Raw genomic sequence first — 19,648 nt, 5'->3', positions numbered from 1 at the left:
ATAGATAGATGAGGTGATATTATGATGCAACGGTTTACAGACGATGCACAGCGTGTTCTTTCGTTAGCTCAAGAGGCTGCATTGGAGTTAGGACATGACTATGTCGGTACTGAACACGTACTCATCGGCCTTACAAAGGTTAAAAATGGTGTAGCAGCTAAAGCTTTAGAAGAGCTTGGCCTTGTTACAGAAGATATTTTTGAAGCTGTAGAAGAACATGTAGGACGTGGTAATAAAAAAGCAACGTCAATATATATGACACCTCGTGTTAAACATGTACTTGAGCTTGCCATTCAAGTAGCAAATCAAATGAATCACAATTACGTTGGTACTGAGCATATTCTATTGGGCCTACTTAGCGATGGTAGCGGTGTTGCAGTTGCTATTTTACGAGCTATGAATATACGTAGTAATGATGTAGTAGAAGCAATTCGTAGTATTCTTGGCTCGAATAAAGGTAGCAACAATGGTGGTCAAGAGGGAATAAATAGCAATAATGATTTAGGTGAGCTGTCAGATTTTGCAACTGATCTTAATGAGTCTGCTAAACAAGGTAAGATTGATCCTGTTATTGGCCGCGATACGGAGATTCAACGAGTCATTCAAATTCTCAGCCGTAGAACTAAAAATAATCCTGTTCTTATTGGCGAACCAGGTGTAGGTAAAACAGCTATTGCCGAAGGCTTGGCACAGCGTATTGTGACTGGTAATGTACCGGAGATTTTACGTAATAAACGCATTATTTCTCTTAGTATTGGTTCTATGTTAGCGGGTGCCAAGTACCGTGGTGAATTTGAAGAACGGTTGAAAAAAGCCATTGATGAAGTACAACAACATGATGATATGATTATCTTTATAGATGAAATTCATACATTGGTTGGGGCAGGTGCTACTGAAGGCGCTATGGATGCAGCTAATATCTTAAAGCCTGCTTTGGCACGAGGTGAATTCCAAGTTATCGGTGCCACAACACTTGATGAATATAAGAAACATATAGAAAAAGATGCTGCTTTAGAGCGTCGTTTTCAACCCGTTCAAGTAGGAGAGCCTAACGAAGAGGATGCTCTTGAAATTTTAAAGGGATTAAGAGATCGGTATGAAGCTTTCCATAAGGCTAAGATTACAGATGAGGCATTAACAGCAGCTGTATCTTTATCTAGCCGATATATTACAGATCGATTCTTGCCTGATAAGGCTATCGATGTAGTCGATGAAGCTGCATCTAAGGTTCGTATGAAAGTATTTTCTGCAGCACCTGATGTTAAAGCATTAGAGGATCGCCTTAATACAGTTAAGAAAGAAAAAGAAGCTGCTGTTACGTCTCAAGATTTTGAAAAGGCTGCAGAGCTTCGCGATGAAGAACAATCACTATTAAAAGAAATTGGTGATAAAAAATCTATCGCTAAAGAAAAAAGCGATCAAAAATTAATAGTAACAGAGGAAGACATAGCTGCTGTAGTAGCGCAATGGACAGGCATTCCAGTGGCTAAAATTGCAGAAGAAGAGTCTGCAACCTTACTACATTTGGAAGAAGAACTTCATAAACGCGTAGTAGGTCAAGATGAGGCTGTTACTGCTGTAGCTAAAGCTGTACGCCGTGCAAGGGCTGGATTAAAAGACCCAAAACGGCCTATTGGTTCATTCTTGTTCCTTGGGCCAACTGGTGTAGGGAAAACTGAGCTAGCAAGAGCGCTTGCATCCTCCTTGTTCGGCGATGAATCTGCTATGATTCGACTTGATATGTCTGAATATATGGAAAAACATACTGTGTCTCGCTTAGTCGGTGCCCCTCCAGGTTATGTAGGTTATGAAGAAGGTGGCCAATTAACAGATGCGGTACGTCGTAAACCATATAGCGTTATTCTCCTCGATGAAGTAGAGAAAGCACATGCAGATTTCTTTAATATCTTGTTACAAGTTCTTGATGATGGTCGTCTTACTGATAGCCAAGGTAGAACTGTTGATTTCAGAAATACAGTTATTATCATGACAAGTAACTTAGGTGCTAAAGCTTTACATAAGAACTTGCCAGAACTTGGTTTCTTAGCAGCTAAAAAGTCTGATTCTAATGTAGATGAAAATAAAGGAACTGATTTTAAAGCGGCTAAGAAATCGGTAATGGATGCGGTGAAACGTCATTTTAGACCTGAGTTTTTAAACCGTATCGATGAAATGATTGTATTCCATCCATTAACAGAAGAGGACTTAAAAGAAATTGTAACTATCTTGATGAGTGATGTTACAAAACGCCTTGAAGAGCGTGATTTACAATTAGAAATCTCTCCTGAGGCTATGCAATTACTTGTTAAGGAGGGCTCTGATTTCACAATGGGGGCTCGACCATTAAAACGTGCTATTCAACGTTTAATTGAGGATCCAGTGTCGGATCTTATTTTGAAAGGAGATGCAAAAGAAGGTAAAATTATTAAAGCAGATGCAAAGGATAACAATCTTGTTGTATCAATATGATAAAAATACAAATTATACAGTTGATGACTACCTTTCATATAAAAAATATAAGTTAAATGGTATACTATAGAATGATGATAGTTAACCATGTAGTAAAATTATGCATAAAAGGTCATGAATGGTTATCATTCATGACCTTTCTTTTTAAATGTATTGAGGTGTTATGGCAAAAGCAAAATCTGTATTCTTTTGTCAAAATTGTGGGGCTGAATCCTCTAAGTGGATGGGCCGTTGTCCACAATGTGGAGAATGGAATACATTAGTTGAAGAAATCATTAAAGAAACTAAACATAGTCGAATACCTTCTCGAGGTCTTGGAAATCAAACGGCGAAGCCTACCGCCTTGCCAGATATCGAAATTTCTTCTATTGCACGCGTATCTACAACCTTTGGTGAAATTGACCGTGTATTAGGTGGGGGCATAGTGCCTGGTGCTCTAATGCTTTTAGGTGGTGATCCTGGTATTGGTAAATCTACTCTGTTGCTACAAGTATCCCAGAAGGTAGCCGATACAGTAGGAGCAGTTCTTTATGCATCTGGTGAAGAGTCTCAGTTACAACTTAAACTTCGAGCAGAACGACTGCATATCAATAGTGAACGGTTACAAGTTATTGCAGATACTGATCTAGATCATATATTGGAGCAAGCTGAAGCAATGAGTCCTTCCTTACTAGTCATTGACTCTATACAAACTATGTATACTGGAGATATAGATGCTGCGCCAGGCAGTGTTAGTCAAGTTCGTGAATGCACATCTCGCCTACTTCGCTTCTGTAAAGAACGAAATATACCTACTGTAATCATTGGTCATGTAACAAAGGAAGGCAATATTGCAGGGCCTCGTATGTTAGAGCATATGGTAGATGTAGTGCTTTACTTTGAAGGGGAGCGTTCTTATCAATTCCGCATATTACGGTCCATTAAAAACCGTTTTGGTTCTACATCAGAAACAGGCATTTTTGCCATGGTAGAGGAAGGGTTACAGGAATTGTCCAATCCGTCTGCTTCGCTTTTAGCCGAGCGTTCCGATGAAGAAAGTGGCAGTGCTGTTATGATTTACCTCGAAGGGGTTCGGCCCATCTTAGTAGAGGTACAAAGCTTGGTCGTTACTACGGCCTTTGGTATGCCTAGACGTACGGCGATTGGTTATGATCTTAACCGATTAATTGTATTATTAGCAGTCTTAGAAAAACGCTGTGGCTTTACATTAGGTAATAAAGATGTGTATGTAAATGTCATCGGTGGTCTCAAGGTAAATGAACCTGCTTGTGATTTATCTATGGCGGTTGCCATTGTGTCAAATCTGAAAAATCGAATCGTTCCAACAGATATGGTAATTTTAGGTGAAGTAGGCTTAACTGGTAATGTTCGCAGTATTCCTCGCATTGAACAGCGTATAAATGAAGCCAAGAAATTAGGTTTTAAAAAGTTTATTATTCCTGAAGGCAACTATAAACAAATCAAGGATAATGATAGTTCTATCAAAATTAAAGGTGTCAAATCTATACAAGAGGCGATGCAACTCGTATTTTCATAATTAGGAGGTGATTTCATGATTTATCGGATTTTACGCTATGTAATAGCCATTTTAGTAGGTACAGCAGCCTACGTGGGAATGGATAGCTTAGCACCTATTATTGATCCATATTTGGTTTCGCAATTTGAATCTTTTGGGGACATGTCATTAACAATTGCACGTATTGCAGTATTAATCGTAGGTACTCTATTAGGCCTTGTTATTGGTTATCTGATTTCATCATTTATTCTGAAACAAGGTTTAGTAATTGCTAAAAGATTAGAGCGTATTCTTACTCATATTCCAAATCAAGAATTGATTGCAGGCACCATCGGTTTATTATTCGGCCTTATTATTGCAAATCTAATTGGCGTTGCATTCAATCAAGTACCTATTATAGGACCTTATATTCCTATAATTTTGAGTGCTATTTTTGGATATAGTGGACTTAAAATCATGGCTCGTAAAGGCCCCGAAATGTACAATAATTACGTACAACAATGGGGAGGAGATAGCACTAAAAAAACAAGTCGTTTTAAAATGTTTTCAACTCATAAATTAGATAAATCCTCTAGTACGCCAAAATTACTAGATACTTCAGTTATCATTGACGGTCGTATCAAAGAACTATGTGCTACGGGCTTCATTGAAGGCCCTCTTATGGTGCCACTATTTGTATTAAATGAGTTACAGGTAATTTCTGATTCTGCGGATGCTACGAAACGCAACCGTGGCCGACGTGGCCTTGATATTTTGAAGGATATGCAAGATGCCAATAAGGTAGCTATAGAAGTTGTTGAAGATGATTATGATGATCTTGTAGAGGTTGATTCAAAACTTATGCGACTTGCTTTAGATAAGCAATGGAAATTGATGACTAATGACTTTAACTTGAATAAGGTGGCTCGTGTACAAGGTATTGAAGTGCTTAACCTCAATGAATTGGCAAATGTATTAAAACCTGCTCTAATCGCTGGAGAATGGATTCGCGTTCAAATCATGAAAGAAGGTAAGGAAGTACACCAAGGTGTGGCTTATCTCGACGATGGCACGATGATTGTCGTAGAGGATGGTAAACCTTATGTTGGTCAAAATGTAGAGGTTATGGTTACATCCATATTACAAACGAGTGCAGGACGGATGATTTTTGCTCGTGTAGATGGAGGACAAAATGGGCAAGGCAATTAGTTGTATTGTTCTCGCTGCAGGTGCTGGTCGCCGTATGGGATACAAAGAAAATAAGATATTTATTCCTTTAGGGGGACATTCTATTATTCAACGTACCATACAAAATGTAGAAAAGATTGAAGGTTTAAAAGAAATTATTCTTGTTGTAGCTGAAGGCGAACAAGAATATATGTATAACCATATTCAAGGGTTGGATTTACATATTCCTGTAAAGATAGTGCTTGGTGGAAGAGAACGTCAAGATTCTGTGGCATATGGGCTCAAAGCTGTATCAGAAGATAGTAATATTGTGCTAGTTCATGATGGAGCGCGTCCATTAGCATCAACTAAACTGTTTGATTCTGTTGTTAGGGCCGCAATAGAATATGGAGCTGCTACTGTAGGTGTCCCTGCTACGGATACGATTAAACGGGTTAATACAGAGCATACCGTAATAGAAACCTTGAAACGCAGTGAGTTATATCAAATTCAAACACCACAAGGCTTTCAAAAAGAACTATTTAAAGCGGCCCATCAAAAGGCTTATGATGAAAAATATTTAGGCACTGATGATGTGTCCCTCGTCGAGTATTTAGGTAAGCCTGTACATATAGTAAGTGGAGACTATTGTAATATTAAGGTGACCACACCTAATGATATTGCTGTAGCAAAACGATATTTAGGAATTGAGGATAAGTGTATGCGCGTTGGATTTGGTTATGATATTCATCAATTAAAAGCAGGTCGTCCTTGTATCTTAGGTGGTGTTCATATCGAATCTGACCTTGGTCCTGATGGTCACTCCGATGCAGATGTTCTCATTCATGCCTTGATGGATGCCATGTTGGGAGCTGCAGGTTTACGGGATATTGGATACTATTTTCCACCTGAAGACGACCAGTATAAAGGGATTTCTAGCATGCTTTTACTAGAAAAAGTAAATTTCTTATTGAAAGAACGTGGGTTACAAGCCTATAATATTGATATTATGGTTATTTCTGAGACACCTAAATTAAAACCTCACATCGATATGATGAAGGCTAATTTACAGTCTATATTAGAGATACCATTAGATCGCATTAGTATTAAAGCGACAACAAATGAAATGCTAGGGGCTATTGGGCGCCGTGAAGGCATTGCTGCACAAGCTGTCGTTTCTGTATATGAAGGAGAGATTTAATCATGAGTTCCATGAAAGTTCGTTTTGCTCCAAGCCCTACGGGTCCATTCCATATTGGTGGTGCTCGTTCTGCTTTATTTAACTGGTTATTAGCACGTAAGGAAAAAGGCACATTTGTATTGCGCATTGAAGATACAGATTTAGCTCGTTCTACACGTGAAAGTGAAGAGAATATTAAAGCTTCCTTACAATGGCTTGGCATGAACTGGGATGAAGGCATTGATGTAGGTGGTAATAATGGTCCTTACCGTCAAACAGAACGTCTTGATTTATATAAAGAAGTAACACAACGTTTATTGGATGAAGGTAAAGCTTATGAGTGTTATTGCACACCTGAAGAGTTAGATGCGGTGCGTCAAGATCAAATGGATCGTGGGGAAACACCAAAATACAACGGTCATTGTGAACACTTAGATGAAGAGACAAAGGCTAAATATATTGCTGAAGGTCGTAAACCTACAATTCGTTTGCGTGTACCGTTGAATAAAACATACGCTTTTGATGATATGGTACGTGGGCATGTATCCTTTGAATCTAATGGCGTTGGTGATTTTGTAATTGTAAAATCTGATGGCATTCCTGTATATAACTTTGCTGTAGTAATGGACGATCATATGATGGGGATTACTCACGTTATTCGTGCAGAGGAACATCTATCCAATACACCTCGTCAAATGGCTATCTATGAAGCTCTTGGTTGGAAGGTCCCTAAGTTTGGTCATATTTCCTTGATTCTTGGTAAAGACTACAAGAAAATGTCTAAACGTCATGGTGCTACCTCTGTTGAACAATACAAACAATTAGGGTACTTGCCAGAAGCACTTGTAAACTTCTTGGCACTTCTTGGTTGGGCTCCTGAAGGTGAAGAAGAATTCTTCACACAAGATGAATTAATTCAGGCTTTCTCTATGGATCGGGTAGCGAAAAATCCTGCTGTGTTTGATATTGATAAATTGAACCATATAAATTTCCACTACATGAAGAATTTGAGCGATGAAGAATTATTCCACCTTTGTTTGCCGCATTTGAAAGAGGTTGGTTTAGCTCCAGATAGCTTGAATCAAGTTGATATTGATTGGTTGACATTATTATGCTCTACATTCCGTGATCATATTAGCTATGGTGCTCAAATCAAAGATCATGTAGGCTTGTTTATGGGCGAAACAGTATTCCTTGAAGAGGGGCATGAAGAGGAGTTGCGTGCTGTATTGAATGAAGAAACAGCTCCAACAGTTCTCGGCGCTTTCCGGAATGCATTGGCTGAACTTGATGAAATTACACCTGAAGTTGTAAAAGCAACAATCAAGGCCGTAATGAAAGAAACCTCTTTAAAAGGTAAATTCGTATTTATGCCAATCCGTGTAGCTTTAACAGGTCAAATGCATGGTCCGGATTTGAATAATATTGTCACATTACTTGGTAAAGAAAAGTGCTTACATCGTTTAGATAATGTAGGTGCATTAACAAAATAAATTTGATCAATTAATCAAAGGAGTTCACGTAACAAGTGTTATGTGAACTCCTTTTGTATGTGTTGTTAATATTCTATAGAAATGCTATAATAATCGGCGTATTAAATTTTGATTTATTATGAAAGCGAGTGTTTTTATGAGTGTTATTCGTTCTATTAATCACTTATTCAATAGTTATCTATCCTGGATAGTACTATTGATGGCTGTTTTAGCATATATGCTACCTGCAGTATTTTCTTGGATGACTCCATATATTGCTTACATGCTACAGTTTGTTATGTTTGCGATGGGGTTAACATTAACGGCTCAAGTCTTTATTGATGTATTTAAGCAACCAATGAAGGTTATTCTCGTATCCGTAATCCAATTCTTATGGATGCCATTGGCAGGTTTCTTAGTAGCCTTAGCATTTAATTTTCCTCCAGAAGTTGGGATTGGTTTTATCTTGTTGGGTGCATGTCCTGGTGGTACTGCTTCTAATGTAATGACCTTCCTTGCAAATGGTAATGTTCCCTTATCCGTATCAGCAACAACTGTATCCACATTATTGGCACCTATTTTAACGCCTTTATTTGTCGTATTATATGCAGGTGCAACATCTTCTATTGAAATTCAATTTATGCCAATGTTTATATCCATTGTAAAAATCGTGTTAGTACCAATTATTTTGGGGATTGTATTGAATTACTTTATTGGCGCAAAAATTGAACCTGTAAAATCTGTATGTCCAACCATTGCAGCTATCGCGGTATTGCTTATCTTGGCAGCTGTAACTGCAGTTAACCAAAAGCAAATTGCCGAAACTGGTTTCATTATTTTTGTAGCGTGTTTAGTACAAAATTTGAGTGGTTATGTTGTGACATACTTTATATGTAAAGCTCTCAGTATTGATGTGTCTTCTCGTCGTGCTATGCAAATTGAAGTGGCTATGCAAAATTCTGCATTATCCGTATCTTTAGCACTAAAACACTTTACACCACAAGCTGCGGTAGCAGGTGCAGTATTCTCCATCATTCATAACTTTACAGGATCTATTTTTGCAGGTATTTGCCGTAAACATGATGATCAAGATAAATTAGAAAATGCTTAATATTAATTGATTTGATGTAATGACATTATTATTACTTGTGTACTATAAAAGCTATTGTTATGAATGATAATAGTAATTTAATATTCTGATTATATATCCTCATCTTTCTAATTAAGCTATTTAAAATACCTATTATGATATGTGAATAGCTGCCTATGAAAGATGGGGATCTTTCTTGTAAATATTGACATTCTATAGCTTTATTGGTAAAATATTTTTATATATGAATATAGATTATTTTAATAGCTGAGACTGAAAGAAGTACTCTACAACTAACTTTTTAGCGAGAACCGATGGTGGGAGGGTTCATGGATAGGTAGATGAAATGCATTCACGAGCTGACACTCCGATTATAGGTAGGTTTGTCCGGCGACGCACCGTTATGCGATGAGTGGGTATCGCTATTGGTACCTAACAGAGTGGAACCGCGGACCATCGTCTCTGTATGAGATGAGAGGTCTTTTTTATTTTACAAAATTGGAGGCATCGGTAACGATGAGAGAAATTACTGTTTATAATACTATGACGCGCCAAAAAGAGGTTTTTAATCCTGTAACACCAGGTGAGGCAAAAATGTACGTATGTGGTGTCACACCATACAATCATCCTCATATTGGCAATGCTCGTCCTTTCGTGACTTGGGACGTAATTCGTCGCTATATGAAACATGTAGGCTATAAAGTAACATATGTACAAAACTTTACTGATGTGGATGATAAAATCATCAACACTTCTAATGGTGAAGGTGTCTCTTGGGATACCATTGCAAACCGCTATATCGATAGTTATTTTGAAGTAATGGATGCGTTAGGTGTACAACGTGCAGACATTTATCCACGTGTATCTACACATATTGATGATATCATTGCTATGATTCAAACATTGATTGACAAGGGCTACGCCTATGAACTCGATGGCGATGTATATTATAGTGTGGAGAAATTTGAACATTACGGTGAGTTATCTGGTCGTACATTAGACGATATGGAAGCAGGCGCACGTATTGAAGTAGATGGTCGTAAGAAGAATCCTATGGACTTTGCTTTGTGGAAAGCAGCAAAACCTGGTGAACCTTATTGGGAAAGCCCATGGGGGAATGGTCGTCCAGGGTGGCACATTGAATGTTCTGCTATGAGCCAAAAATATTTAGGCACAGAATTTGACTTCCACGGTGGTGGTAGCGATTTGATTTTCCCTCATCATGAAAATGAAATTGCTCAATCAGAAGGTTGCTCTGGTCAACATCCAGCAGTGCGCTACTGGTTGCACAATGGTTTTATCACTATTAATTCTGAAAAAATGTCTAAGTCCTTGAATAATTTCTTCTTGGTAAAAGATATTTTAGAACAATATAGTCCTGATGCATTGCGTTACTTCTTATTGAGCACGCATTACCGTAGCCCATTAGATTTCTCTGATGAGCGTCTAGAAGAAGCTAATAAATCTTTGGAACGGTTAAGCACAGCTATTGAAAACCTTCTTTACCTTGAAAAATGTGAGCCAGGCTCATGTGATGAAGCTCAACGCTTATTAGAAAAAGCGAAAGCATACGAAGAAGAATTTGAGGATGCTATGAGTGATGATTTCAACACTGCTTTAGCAACTTCTAGTATGTTCGGTCTTGCAAAAGAAATTAATATCTACTATCAAGCTGTAACAAGTAGAGAAGGCGTTGTTTGCCAAGAGGCAATTGCTGAAGTGAAACGAATCTTCAAATTTATGACAGATGTTATTGGTGTTCTTGAAGAAGCTTGGGAAGGCAATACGGGTGCTAATGCTGCTGAATATGAAGAATTAATGCAAGTTATTCTTTCTGTACGTCAAGCTTGTCGCGAGCAAAAACAATGGGCATTAGCTGATTGTATCCGCGATCGATTAGCTGAGATTGGTATTACCATTGAGGACTCTCCTCAAGGTGCACGGTGGAAAAAACGTGAAGTTTAAACAATTTCAATTCTTAAAGAATGAAGCGATAAAGAAACTAACGGCTCTTGAAGAAGAGCCGCTTCGTTTGCGCAAACGAACAATAGAGGAGTGCCTAAGTGCCGATGCAGTTATGCTAGCTTATATCGGTGATGCAGTATACTCCATGTATGTGCGCGAACGCGTAGTACAAATGAATATTACAAAAGTACAGATCTTACATACTATCGTTACTGAATTTATTTGTGCTAAATCACAGGCAAAAGTATTGCTAGAAATAGAAAATACTTTCACAGAAGATGAACAAGCTATTGCACGCCGTGCTAGAAATAGTAATGTAAACGTGCCTAAAAGTAGTACTGTTCAAGAATATCGCAGTAGTACGGCCTTTGAAGCAGTACTAGGATTTCTTTATGAAACGCGCCAAGATGAGCGCTTACAGCATATCTTGGGGCAAGCCTTTTCTATAACTCTACGAGGTATGTAGTATGGATAATTATATTGTAGGTCGCAATGCGGTTAAAGAAGCCCTTAAAAGTGGCCGTTCTATTCAACGTATTCTGGTCAGTGAAGATAAGGTAAAAACAGGGTTAGCTGATATTGTAAATCTTGCTAAATCTCAAGGTATTGAAGTTAGACCAACACCAGTTAAACAGATGAATAAGTACGATTTAGAGGTACCACATCAAGGGGTTATAGCTCTTGTATCGGCCGTTCAATTTAAAGAATTGGGCGAGGTATTACAAGAAACGACACATGAGGTTCCTTTACTCATCTTAACGGATGGGGTTGAAGACCCACATAATATGGGAGCTATCATTCGTACTGCTGAATGTGCGGGAGCTACGGCTGTACTCATTCCTAAACGACATAATGCGCCTATTAATGCTACTGTTGCAAAGACATCTGCTGGAGCTATTGAACAAATTCCACTTGTACAAATTGGCAATGTAGTGCAAACCATTAAACAACTTCAAAAACAAGGATTTTGGGTAATGGGGGCTCATATGGAAGGTGATCGTACCTTGTATGAAGCAGATATGACAATTCCTACGGTTATAGTCATTGGTAATGAAGGTAAGGGGATTAGTCGCGTTGTAAAAGAAGCTTGTGATTTCCTTGTAACAATTCCTATGTATGGAAATTTGAATTCTTTGAATGCATCTGTTGCAGCTGCAGTTCTTATGTATGAGGCGGTACGTCAACGCCAGGCGAAATAATCATGCTAAAAGATATTTTAATTGTAGACGGCTATAATGTTATTTTTGCTTGGACTCATTTGAAAAAATTGGCTCATGAGTCTTTAGAACATGCGAGAATGGAGCTTCGAGATAGATTGTTGAACTATGGTAAATTTAAGGGTTACGAAGTAATCCTTGTATTTGATGGTAAGTATACAAAATCTGGAGGTTCCATTGAATCTATTACAAGTGGATTTATCGAAGTGTATACTGAGGATGGAGAAACGGCGGATTCCTTTATTGAACGAGAGGTATTTTTACGTAAAGGCAAATATACTAATGTATATGTTGTAACCTCCGATGGGGCAGAACAGAATCAAATTCTAGGCTCTGGCGGGTTGCGCATTCCTGCTCGTGAGTTGCAAAATATGATTCGTATAGCTAAGGAAGAAGAACGACTTCAATATGCTCATGAACATAGACGTGATCAATTTTCAGTGCGTCGTAATGAAGTGGGAGGTTTATTATCTCCTGAAGTTGCTGAAAAGCTTGAGAAATTGCGTCGAGGTCATTGATAGTTGAAAATCATATACCGTTCCAGTATAATAAATATATTGGTTTTTCTCGCTCAATTGTAAGGAGGAGCTTATGAAAATGATTCATACACGCAAGTCCGATTACAATTTCAAGGAAATGACCGATGAGCAAGTTGTGGTCATAGCTCAGGAAGAGCAAAATGAGTTTGCAATCGATTATATTGTTAATAAATATAAGAACTTTGTAAGAGCTAAGGCTCGCTCCTATTTTTTGGTAGGTGCCGACCGAGAGGATATCATCCAAGAAGGGATGATTGGACTCTATAAGGCGACGCGAGATTTTAAACATGATAAATTAGCGTCTTTTAGAGCTTTTGCAGAACTTTGTATAACTAGACAAATTATTACAGCTATTAAATCGGCTACAAGACAAAAACATGCGCCTTTGAACTCCTATATATCCTTAAATAAACCGGTGTATACAGAGGACTCTGAGCGTACATTGATTGAAATGCTATCTTCAACAAAGATTACAAATCCTGAAGACCTCATTATCAGTCAAGAGGAACTAGATGATATTGAGCACAATATTGGTCATATTTTAAGTGATCTCGAATGGGAAGTCTTGGAAGGATACCTTGATGGACGTTCCTATCAAGAAATGGCTGAGGTCACAGATCGTAGTGTTAAATCTATTGATAATGCGCTACAAAGGGTAAAACGTAAATTAGAGAAGTATTTAGAACATCGTGTATTGGGCTCGCATCGAGCATCACAGGAAGGATGACAGTCGTGACAAATTTCTTAATGATTGTAGAAGTAATCGTATCTATTTTATTAATTGTAGTAGTTGTTGCACAAAATAGCAAAAATGCAGGCATGGGCGGTGCTGTTTCTGGTGCGGCAGACTCTTCTTTTGGTGGTAAGCAACGCGGTTTAGATGCTTTCTTATCTAAATGTACGATTATATTGGGGATTATCTTTGCTGTGTTGAGCTTAGTGTTAGGGGCAATGATTAATCAATTCTAATGATGAAAGCCTGCTTTGCAGGCTTTTTCTTTTTTCATCCTAATAAGGGGGTGCAGACTTGAAGAAGAAGGTATTGGACTTTTATAAATCTATACAACCACATGCATACCATATTGAGGATGCAGCAATGGATAATCGTATTCGAGGTGGCAAAGATCTTGAAATGTTTATTCGATCTGCGAAAATGCTCGCCCGTGAAGGCGTATTAACTTCATCTCGACCAGATGTATACCGATATGAAGATCAACAGCATGAAGAATATGAAGGTATCTACAAAGGATATCGTAAATCTTATGGATTTGTTATTATGCTGGATGATGAAGATATTTATGTAGCAGAACAAAATAAAGGAACTGCTATGCATAATGATAAGGTACGTGTTCGTATTGTACCATCAGATTATACAAAACATAAACGTGAAGGCATCATCGTTGATGTTATTGAGCGTGCTAATGAAACCATAGTTGGTACTTACGACAGACAACAACACTTCGGCTTTGTTGTACCAGATGATGAACGTATTGGAACAGATATTTTTGTAGATTTAAAAGATACTTTAGATGCTCGGAGTGGAGCTAAGGTACTAGTAAAAATTACAAAATGGCCTGAAGGCAATAAAAAACCTGAAGGAATTATAACAGAAATTTTAGGTTATAAGGGGGATGTAGGCCTAGACATCAACTGTATTATGGCTAATCATAAGATTCCTTTTGCATTCCCTAAAGAGGTAATTGAGGCAAGTGAGAAGATAGATACTATTGTTCATGAAGATCCGAAGCGGTGGGATCTTAGAGCCTTACAAATGGTAACTATCGATGGAGAAGATGCAAAAGATCTTGACGATGCTGTAAGTGGTCGTAAATTACCAAATGGTAATTATGAGCTAGGCGTACACATTGCGGATGTTAGTCATTATGTTACTTCAGGCCAGCCTATTGACAATGAAGCATACAAGCGGGGGACTTCAGTTTACTTAGTGGACCGCGTAGTACCAATGTTACCAGAGGTATTATCGAATGGTATTTGTAGTTTAAATGCCCACGAAGATCGCTATGCTATGACGTGTATGATGGAAATTGATGATTCAGGTACAGTTGTTAATTATCGTATTCGTCCGTCTATTATCCATGTAGGACGTCGTTGCAGCTATAAAGAAGTTTATAAAGCGTTAGAGGAAAACATTGTTCCTGACGATTTAGTAGATTTTATTCCTATGCTTCGTGACTTAGCAGAAATTTCTAAGATTTTAAATCGTATGCGTCGTCGTAGAGGGGCATTAGACTTTGATTTTCCGGAATATAAGGTATTACTTGATCTCGATGGTACACCGTTGCGTATCGTAAAACGCGATCGAACTATGGCAGAGCGGCTTATCGAAGAATGTATGCTCATTGCTAATGAGACGGTAGCTACGCATTTAAAGGATACTCAACGTACATCGGTATATCGTATTCATGAACATCCTAGTGAAGAAAAATTGGATTTATTCCAAAAGGTATTACATTATTTAGGTCAAACTCTTGTCCTTAGTGCTGATGGTGTAACACCACGAGATTTCCAAAAAATCCTTGATGTAGTGAAGGGACAAGATATTGAGCAAGTGGCTCAAATTATGACCTTACGTTCTATGCAGCAAGCGAAATATAGCATTGAAAACGTCGGCCATTTTGGGTTAGCATCCACTTGCTATACGCATTTTACATCTCCCATTAGACGTTATCCGGATTTGATGGTACATCGACTTTTAAAAGCGGATATGCACTGGAAGGGTGGATACTCTAAACGAGATGTAGATGAAGCTTTCTTAGCTGGTGCTGTGGAACATTCTTCCATACAAGAACAAGTGGCAACCGAGGCAGAACGAGAAACTACTGATCTAAAGAAGACTCAATACATGGTTCCATTTGTAGGCGAAGTTTTTGAAGGCACTATTGCGAGCATAACCTCCTTTGGCATGTTCGTAGAGTTAGAGAATGGTATCGACGGTCTCGTGCATATTAGCATGATGAACGACGATTATTATTTCTTTGACGAAGAACATTTTGTTCTTGTTGGTAAGCGGACAGGTAAAACCTATCACTTAGGTGAAAAGGTTACTGTTACACTTGTAAAAGCCGATGTAGAAAAGAAACAAATCGATTTTGTTCTTGGTGAAGTAGATAATCTGATGGCTATCCAAGAACAATTGAGTAGTGGCTCTGACTATGCTACTAGTCGTGATGGTTTTGGAAATCTAAAGGGGCGAAAGTCATCCCGAAAAAACGGTAGAAAAACTTCTAAACGAGATGATTCAAAAGCTGGGCGTTCTAGATATGATGCTTTCAGTAAAAAATCTAAAAAAGGTAAATCGAGTCGCAAGAAGTCAAATAAAGCTACAAAACGTAGTCAATCTAAAAAATCTAAAAGTAAACGTAAACGATAGAGGAGAATATGGCAAAGAAATCTAGCCCATCGCTTATTGCTGACAATCGTAAGGCGCGTCATGATTTTCATATTCATGAAACCTATGAAGCTGGTATTGCTTTAACAGGAACTGAAATAAAGTCTATTCGTCAAGGTAAGCTTAATCTTAAGGACAGCTTTTGTCGTATAGATAAAGGGGAAATTTTATTGTATGGTGTACATATCAGTCCGTATGAACAAGGTAATCGTTTTAACCATGAACCGGAGCGGACACGCAAGTTATTGATGCATAAATCTGAAATCAATAAGTTACATGCTCAAGTTAAGGAAAAAGGATTTTCTTTAGTGCCGCTAAACTTTCATTTTAGTCACGGTTATGTAAAGGTTACTGTGGGTCTAGTAACTGGTAAGAAACTTTATGACAAGCGTCAAGATATGGCGGAACGTGATGCCAAGCGCGATATTGCTAAGCGAATTAAAGAGCAACAAAAATATTAAGAATTATAAGGAATCAAGTCGATATGGCTTGGTTCTTTTTGTATATTTGTTAACTATGTTATTTTTAGTGGTTGATAAAAATACAGTGAGAATTTATAATGTAAACAATAAGAGATGTTTGTAGTTGACATTTTCTAAGTAGAGGAGATACATTATGAATCAGAACATTCGGTACATTACAGAGGTTGCTATTTTAACTGCCATGATTACTGTATTAGGGGCTATTAAAATACCTAATGTCATTCCAGGTATAGAGTTTCAATTATCAGCCCCGTTGGCGGTAGCGATATGTGCCGTATTCGGATTTAAAAAGTATATTATAAGTGGTTGTTTATCTAGTCTAATAGGCTTAGCATTAGGTACTCAAACTATTTTAAATGTTATGATTGCTATGCAATTCCGGCTCATTGTGGGACTAATCCTTTGGATCTGCCATAATCACATGATAGGTATTATGGTTTCTGGTCCAATTGCATCTGCTTTAGCGCGATTATCTTTGTCTTTATACGTTGGTAAGGCTGCATTACCGATGATAGCTCTCGCAGTTCCAGGTATGATCTTTACAGTAATTATGGCACCAGTATTTGTGAAAGTATTCTATAAAATTCACAACCAAGTACCTCAAAGTAATGTAGTTAAAGGTAAGGTATCATAATGGACGAATTATATAGTGTGCGTATGCGCGCGGCTCAAGGTGGTCCCCATGAAAACGGGGGCCACCATATTTCTGGCGCAGAACGCATTGTGACCTTAAATCAAGTTGGATCTATTGCCCAGTCTTTAGCCGAACGAGCGCTGCATCATAGTAAGGGGACTGCTGATTTTATTAATATTACAGTGGACTTAATTCCTGCAGAAACAATTACATATATAGAATGTTTAAAGGTAAATGAACATTTGGCGAATACTGTTGCCGAGGCACATCAATTAGCTGTTGAACTTTTACAGGGCGCTGATATTAGTGAAACTGCTGTTAAACATGCTATTTTTCTATTAGAAGGTTTAGATTCATCTATGCGAGGTGCTATGTTGGTTGATGCAATTTCTGGTGAGCGCATAGATTCTGGTAACCGTGGTGTTCGCGTGAGTCATATGGACTCCTTTGACTCTGAAAAACTAGGGGAAAATGAACATATGAGAGAGGCCTTAGTATTGGCTTCTAAAGTGCAATCTGCAGAGGGGATTGTAGGTGAATTATGTTGGTCTGATGATCCTGATTACACAGTAGGCTATGTTGCTTGCAATGATATTTACCATCGAATTCCTAGCATGAAAGAATTTGGATCTAATCTAGGAGGGCGTGTATTTTTTGTTAAACCAAATACTGATGTGGACTGTGTAATCAAGTATTTGGAAAAAGCACCAGTACTTGTTCAGCGGTGATTGTATGTATAAATTCTTCCAAGAGCAATTAAATAATAAAATCAATAACCTAAATTTGCGTACATTAACGGAATATTGCCCTATAGACGCAGTACGTGTTAAAAGAAATGATAAAGAATATTTGATGATGGCGTCAAATAATTATTTAGGTCTTACTTTTGATGAACGTGTAATAGAGGGGGCCATTAAGGGAGCTCAACAATATGGTACTGGATCAGGTGGATCGCGTCTGGTATCCGGTACATTTCCCTTGTTTACAGATCTTGAAAGAGAACTAGCAAAATTTAAGAATACAGAAAAAGCTCTCGTCTTTAATACGGGTTACATGGCAAATGTAGGTACTATTTCTGCCATAGCAGATAAAAATATGACCATTTTTAGCGATGAATTAAACCATGCTAGTATTATTGATGGTTGTAGATTGAGTAAGGCTACTGTAAAAGCCTATAGTCACTGTGATGTAGAGGAGTTAAAGTTTTTACTTAAACAAGTAGATCGTAATGCACGTAAGCTCATTGTCACAGATGGGGTCTTTAGCATGGATGGCGATATAGCCCCATTAGATAAGCTTTACGAGGTTAGCCGTGAGTATAATGCTTTACTTATGGTAGACGATGCTCATGCGACGGGGACCATTGGTAGCGGTCATGGAACGGCTGCTTATTATGGTCTCGAGAAAGAAGTGGATATTCAGCTAGGTACATTGAGCAAATCGTTAGGTTCTGTTGGCGGCTATGTAGCTGCTAATAGCACCATCATTGATTATCTTGTGAATATGAGTCGTAGCTTTATATTCTCCACTGCATTATCTCCTGCTGACATAGGGGCAGCCCTGGCTGCGTTGCATATTCTTGAGTCTGATACATCTGTATTAGGACGTTTACAAGAGAACGTAAACTATATGGCTCTTCAATTGATTGCCATGGGAATTGAAGCGACCAATGAAACTCCAATTTTCCCAATATTAATCGGAAGTAATGAAGATACACTAGCAGTATCTGATTATCTATACAATGCTGGAATTATAGGTACAGCGATACGTCCGCCTACAGTTCCTGTTGGTGAAAGTAGAATTCGTTTAACCGTTACAGCTGCTCATAATAAAGAACAAATTGATTATGTGTGCCGGACATTGGATAAAGCTATCAAAGAATTGAATTAATTTTATGATTCTATATAATAGCTTCATTTGTAGTAGTGGATAAAGTAATCTAGAAGTTATAGATTTAACTGAATTATAAAGGCTCTATATAATTGACAGCTGTATTAAATGGGCTTATAATTATGAGACCGACGCACGGGGATGTAAAGGTTTCGACAGGGGTGCGTGTGGTATAGATAGCGAGTCGGCGTTCCATGAGGCCGTTAAACGGTGGGAAAACATTTAAACGCAGAAGAAAATTTTGCATTAGCTGCATAAGCTACGTCCCTCATACTTGTGCCTACCAAGTGTGAATGGACGTCAAACAGTAGGCTGGTCTAATTTAGTTGTTCATATGAATTAGGCGAGACAATATGAACTGGGGTTGTGTAGCTTGTCTGTGAGCGATAGCAACCCGAGATCTCAATCATAGACTGTGCTCGGAGAAGTCTATATGGCAACACTCTTGGACAGGGGTTCGACTCCCCTCATCTCCACCAAATAAGAAGCGTACATTTTAAGAAATAAGTTTGCGCTTACAGATAAATTTGTGATTATTCGGCTATAATAGATAAAGGAAAGCAGATTAAGTGGTTTTAAAACCGTCTAGGTAGATTCTTAGGCGGTTTTTTGTATATTAATAATAAAATTTTCAAATTA

General features: G+C 38.1%; 17 protein-coding genes, 1 other RNA gene and 1 other annotated feature. All 18 genes read left to right on the top strand.

Going from position 1 to position 19,648, the window contains the following annotated elements; translation table 11 throughout:
* Positions 1-21: 21 nt before the first annotated feature.
* The 18 genes from DW000_RS02285 (at position 22) to ssrA (ending at position 19,488) form a co-directional block, all read left to right on the top strand.
* Entirely contained in the window at positions 22-2,469 is a 2,448-nt protein-coding gene (locus DW000_RS02285; RefSeq protein WP_120054826.1) for an ATP-dependent Clp protease ATP-binding subunit, read from the top strand.
* A gap of 163 nt (positions 2,470-2,632) precedes the next feature.
* Positions 2,633-4,006 (top strand): DNA repair protein RadA, encoded by a 1,374-nt coding sequence (gene radA, locus DW000_RS02280; RefSeq protein ID WP_120054825.1) that lies wholly within the window; start codon positions 2,633-2,635, stop codon positions 4,004-4,006.
* A gap of 15 nt (positions 4,007-4,021) precedes the next feature.
* Entirely contained in the window at positions 4,022-5,173 is a 1,152-nt protein-coding gene (locus DW000_RS02275; protein ID WP_004696009.1) for a TRAM domain-containing protein, read from the top strand.
* Positions 5,157-6,332, top strand: coding sequence for a 2-C-methyl-D-erythritol 4-phosphate cytidylyltransferase (gene ispD / locus DW000_RS02270; protein ID WP_120054824.1), 1,176 nt, complete (start codon positions 5,157-5,159; stop codon positions 6,330-6,332). The genes DW000_RS02275 and ispD overlap by 17 nt, the downstream gene beginning before the upstream one ends.
* A gap of 2 nt (positions 6,333-6,334) precedes the next feature.
* The gene (gltX, locus tag DW000_RS02265) at positions 6,335-7,804 is read left to right on the top strand and encodes a glutamate--tRNA ligase (protein WP_008601075.1); all 1,470 of its coding nucleotides are present in this window, start codon (positions 6,335-6,337) and stop codon (positions 7,802-7,804) included.
* A gap of 136 nt (positions 7,805-7,940) precedes the next feature.
* Positions 7,941-8,894, top strand: coding sequence for a bile acid:sodium symporter family protein (locus tag DW000_RS02260; RefSeq protein WP_230949586.1), 954 nt, complete (start codon positions 7,941-7,943; stop codon positions 8,892-8,894).
* Between the two features lie 239 nt (positions 8,895-9,133).
* Positions 9,134-9,340 (top strand) — a binding site (T-box leader).
* Positions 9,341-9,389: 49 nt separating this feature from the next.
* Complete coding sequence (cysS, locus tag DW000_RS02255) at positions 9,390-10,838, top strand: cysteine--tRNA ligase (RefSeq protein WP_120054823.1); 1,449 nt, start codon at positions 9,390-9,392, stop codon at positions 10,836-10,838.
* Entirely contained in the window at positions 10,828-11,304 is a 477-nt protein-coding gene (locus DW000_RS02250) for a ribonuclease III domain-containing protein (protein WP_101928324.1), read from the top strand. Before cysS ends, DW000_RS02250 begins: the two co-directional genes overlap by 11 nt.
* 1 nt (position 11,305) lies before the next feature.
* Positions 11,306-12,037 carry a 23S rRNA (guanosine(2251)-2'-O)-methyltransferase RlmB gene (gene rlmB / locus DW000_RS02245; protein WP_004695997.1) on the top strand — a complete coding sequence of 244 codons (732 nt, stop codon included), beginning with the start codon at positions 11,306-11,308 and terminating at the stop codon, positions 12,035-12,037.
* A 2-nt stretch (positions 12,038-12,039) separates the two neighbouring features.
* Positions 12,040-12,573, top strand: a complete 534-nt coding sequence (locus tag DW000_RS02240) for an NYN domain-containing protein (protein WP_004695995.1) — start codon at positions 12,040-12,042, stop codon at positions 12,571-12,573.
* Between the two features lie 73 nt (positions 12,574-12,646).
* Positions 12,647-13,321: an RNA polymerase sporulation sigma factor SigH gene (sigH, locus tag DW000_RS02235; protein ID WP_004695993.1), complete on the top strand. Its 675-nt coding sequence runs from the start codon at positions 12,647-12,649 to the stop codon at positions 13,319-13,321.
* Between the two features lie 5 nt (positions 13,322-13,326).
* A complete protein-coding gene (gene secG, locus DW000_RS02230; protein WP_004695991.1) occupies positions 13,327-13,563 on the top strand; it encodes a preprotein translocase subunit SecG in 237 nt (78 codons plus the stop codon).
* 58 nt (positions 13,564-13,621) lie between these two features.
* On the top strand, positions 13,622-15,985 hold the full coding sequence (gene rnr / locus DW000_RS02225; RefSeq protein ID WP_008714023.1) for a ribonuclease R: 2,364 nt from the start codon (positions 13,622-13,624) through the stop codon (positions 15,983-15,985).
* A gap of 8 nt (positions 15,986-15,993) precedes the next feature.
* On the top strand, positions 15,994-16,464 hold the full coding sequence (smpB, locus tag DW000_RS02220) for an SsrA-binding protein SmpB (RefSeq protein WP_004695987.1): 471 nt from the start codon (positions 15,994-15,996) through the stop codon (positions 16,462-16,464).
* Positions 16,465-16,618: 154 nt separating this feature from the next.
* Complete coding sequence (locus DW000_RS02215; RefSeq protein WP_004695986.1) at positions 16,619-17,119, top strand: hypothetical protein; 501 nt, start codon at positions 16,619-16,621, stop codon at positions 17,117-17,119.
* Positions 17,119-17,847, top strand: a complete 729-nt coding sequence (locus DW000_RS02210) for a 6-carboxyhexanoate--CoA ligase (protein WP_004695984.1) — start codon at positions 17,119-17,121, stop codon at positions 17,845-17,847. The genes DW000_RS02215 and DW000_RS02210 overlap by 1 nt, the downstream gene beginning before the upstream one ends.
* A 4-nt stretch (positions 17,848-17,851) precedes the next feature.
* Complete coding sequence (gene bioF / locus DW000_RS02205) at positions 17,852-19,009, top strand: 8-amino-7-oxononanoate synthase (RefSeq protein WP_004695982.1); 1,158 nt, start codon at positions 17,852-17,854, stop codon at positions 19,007-19,009.
* Between the two features lie 137 nt (positions 19,010-19,146).
* Positions 19,147-19,488, top strand: a transfer-messenger RNA (tmRNA) gene (gene ssrA / locus DW000_RS02200).
* Positions 19,489-19,648 lie beyond the last annotated feature (160 nt).

It is taken from the genome of Veillonella sp. AF36-20BH, from assembly GCF_003602765.1.
In the GTDB taxonomy this organism is placed as follows: Bacteria; Bacillota; Negativicutes; order Veillonellales; family Veillonellaceae; genus Veillonella; species Veillonella hominis.
This window is presented reverse-complemented; position numbering and strand designations above follow the sequence as displayed.

Excerpts from the sequence above, each read along its gene's own strand:
- DW000_RS02285 (WP_120054826.1), top strand. The coding sequence starts at position 22 with ATGATGCAACGGTTTACAGACGATGCACAGCGTGTTCTTTCGTTAGCT.
- radA (WP_120054825.1), top strand. The coding sequence starts at position 2,633 with ATGGCAAAAGCAAAATCTGTATTCTTTTGTCAAAATTGTGGGGCTGAA.
- DW000_RS02275 (WP_004696009.1), top strand. The coding sequence starts at position 4,022 with ATGATTTATCGGATTTTACGCTATGTAATAGCCATTTTAGTAGGTACA.
- ispD (WP_120054824.1), top strand. The coding sequence starts at position 5,157 with ATGGGCAAGGCAATTAGTTGTATTGTTCTCGCTGCAGGTGCTGGTCGC.
- gltX (WP_008601075.1), top strand. The coding sequence starts at position 6,335 with ATGAGTTCCATGAAAGTTCGTTTTGCTCCAAGCCCTACGGGTCCATTC.
- DW000_RS02260 (WP_230949586.1), top strand. The coding sequence starts at position 7,941 with ATGAGTGTTATTCGTTCTATTAATCACTTATTCAATAGTTATCTATCC.
- cysS (WP_120054823.1), top strand. The coding sequence starts at position 9,390 with ATGAGAGAAATTACTGTTTATAATACTATGACGCGCCAAAAAGAGGTT.
- rlmB (WP_004695997.1), top strand. The coding sequence starts at position 11,306 with ATGGATAATTATATTGTAGGTCGCAATGCGGTTAAAGAAGCCCTTAAA.
- DW000_RS02240 (WP_004695995.1), top strand. The coding sequence starts at position 12,040 with ATGCTAAAAGATATTTTAATTGTAGACGGCTATAATGTTATTTTTGCT.
- sigH (WP_004695993.1), top strand. The coding sequence starts at position 12,647 with ATGAAAATGATTCATACACGCAAGTCCGATTACAATTTCAAGGAAATG.
- smpB (WP_004695987.1), top strand. The coding sequence starts at position 15,994 with ATGGCAAAGAAATCTAGCCCATCGCTTATTGCTGACAATCGTAAGGCG.
- DW000_RS02215 (WP_004695986.1), top strand. The coding sequence starts at position 16,619 with ATGAATCAGAACATTCGGTACATTACAGAGGTTGCTATTTTAACTGCC.
- DW000_RS02210 (WP_004695984.1), top strand. The coding sequence starts at position 17,119 with ATGGACGAATTATATAGTGTGCGTATGCGCGCGGCTCAAGGTGGTCCC.
- bioF (WP_004695982.1), top strand. The coding sequence starts at position 17,852 with ATGTATAAATTCTTCCAAGAGCAATTAAATAATAAAATCAATAACCTA.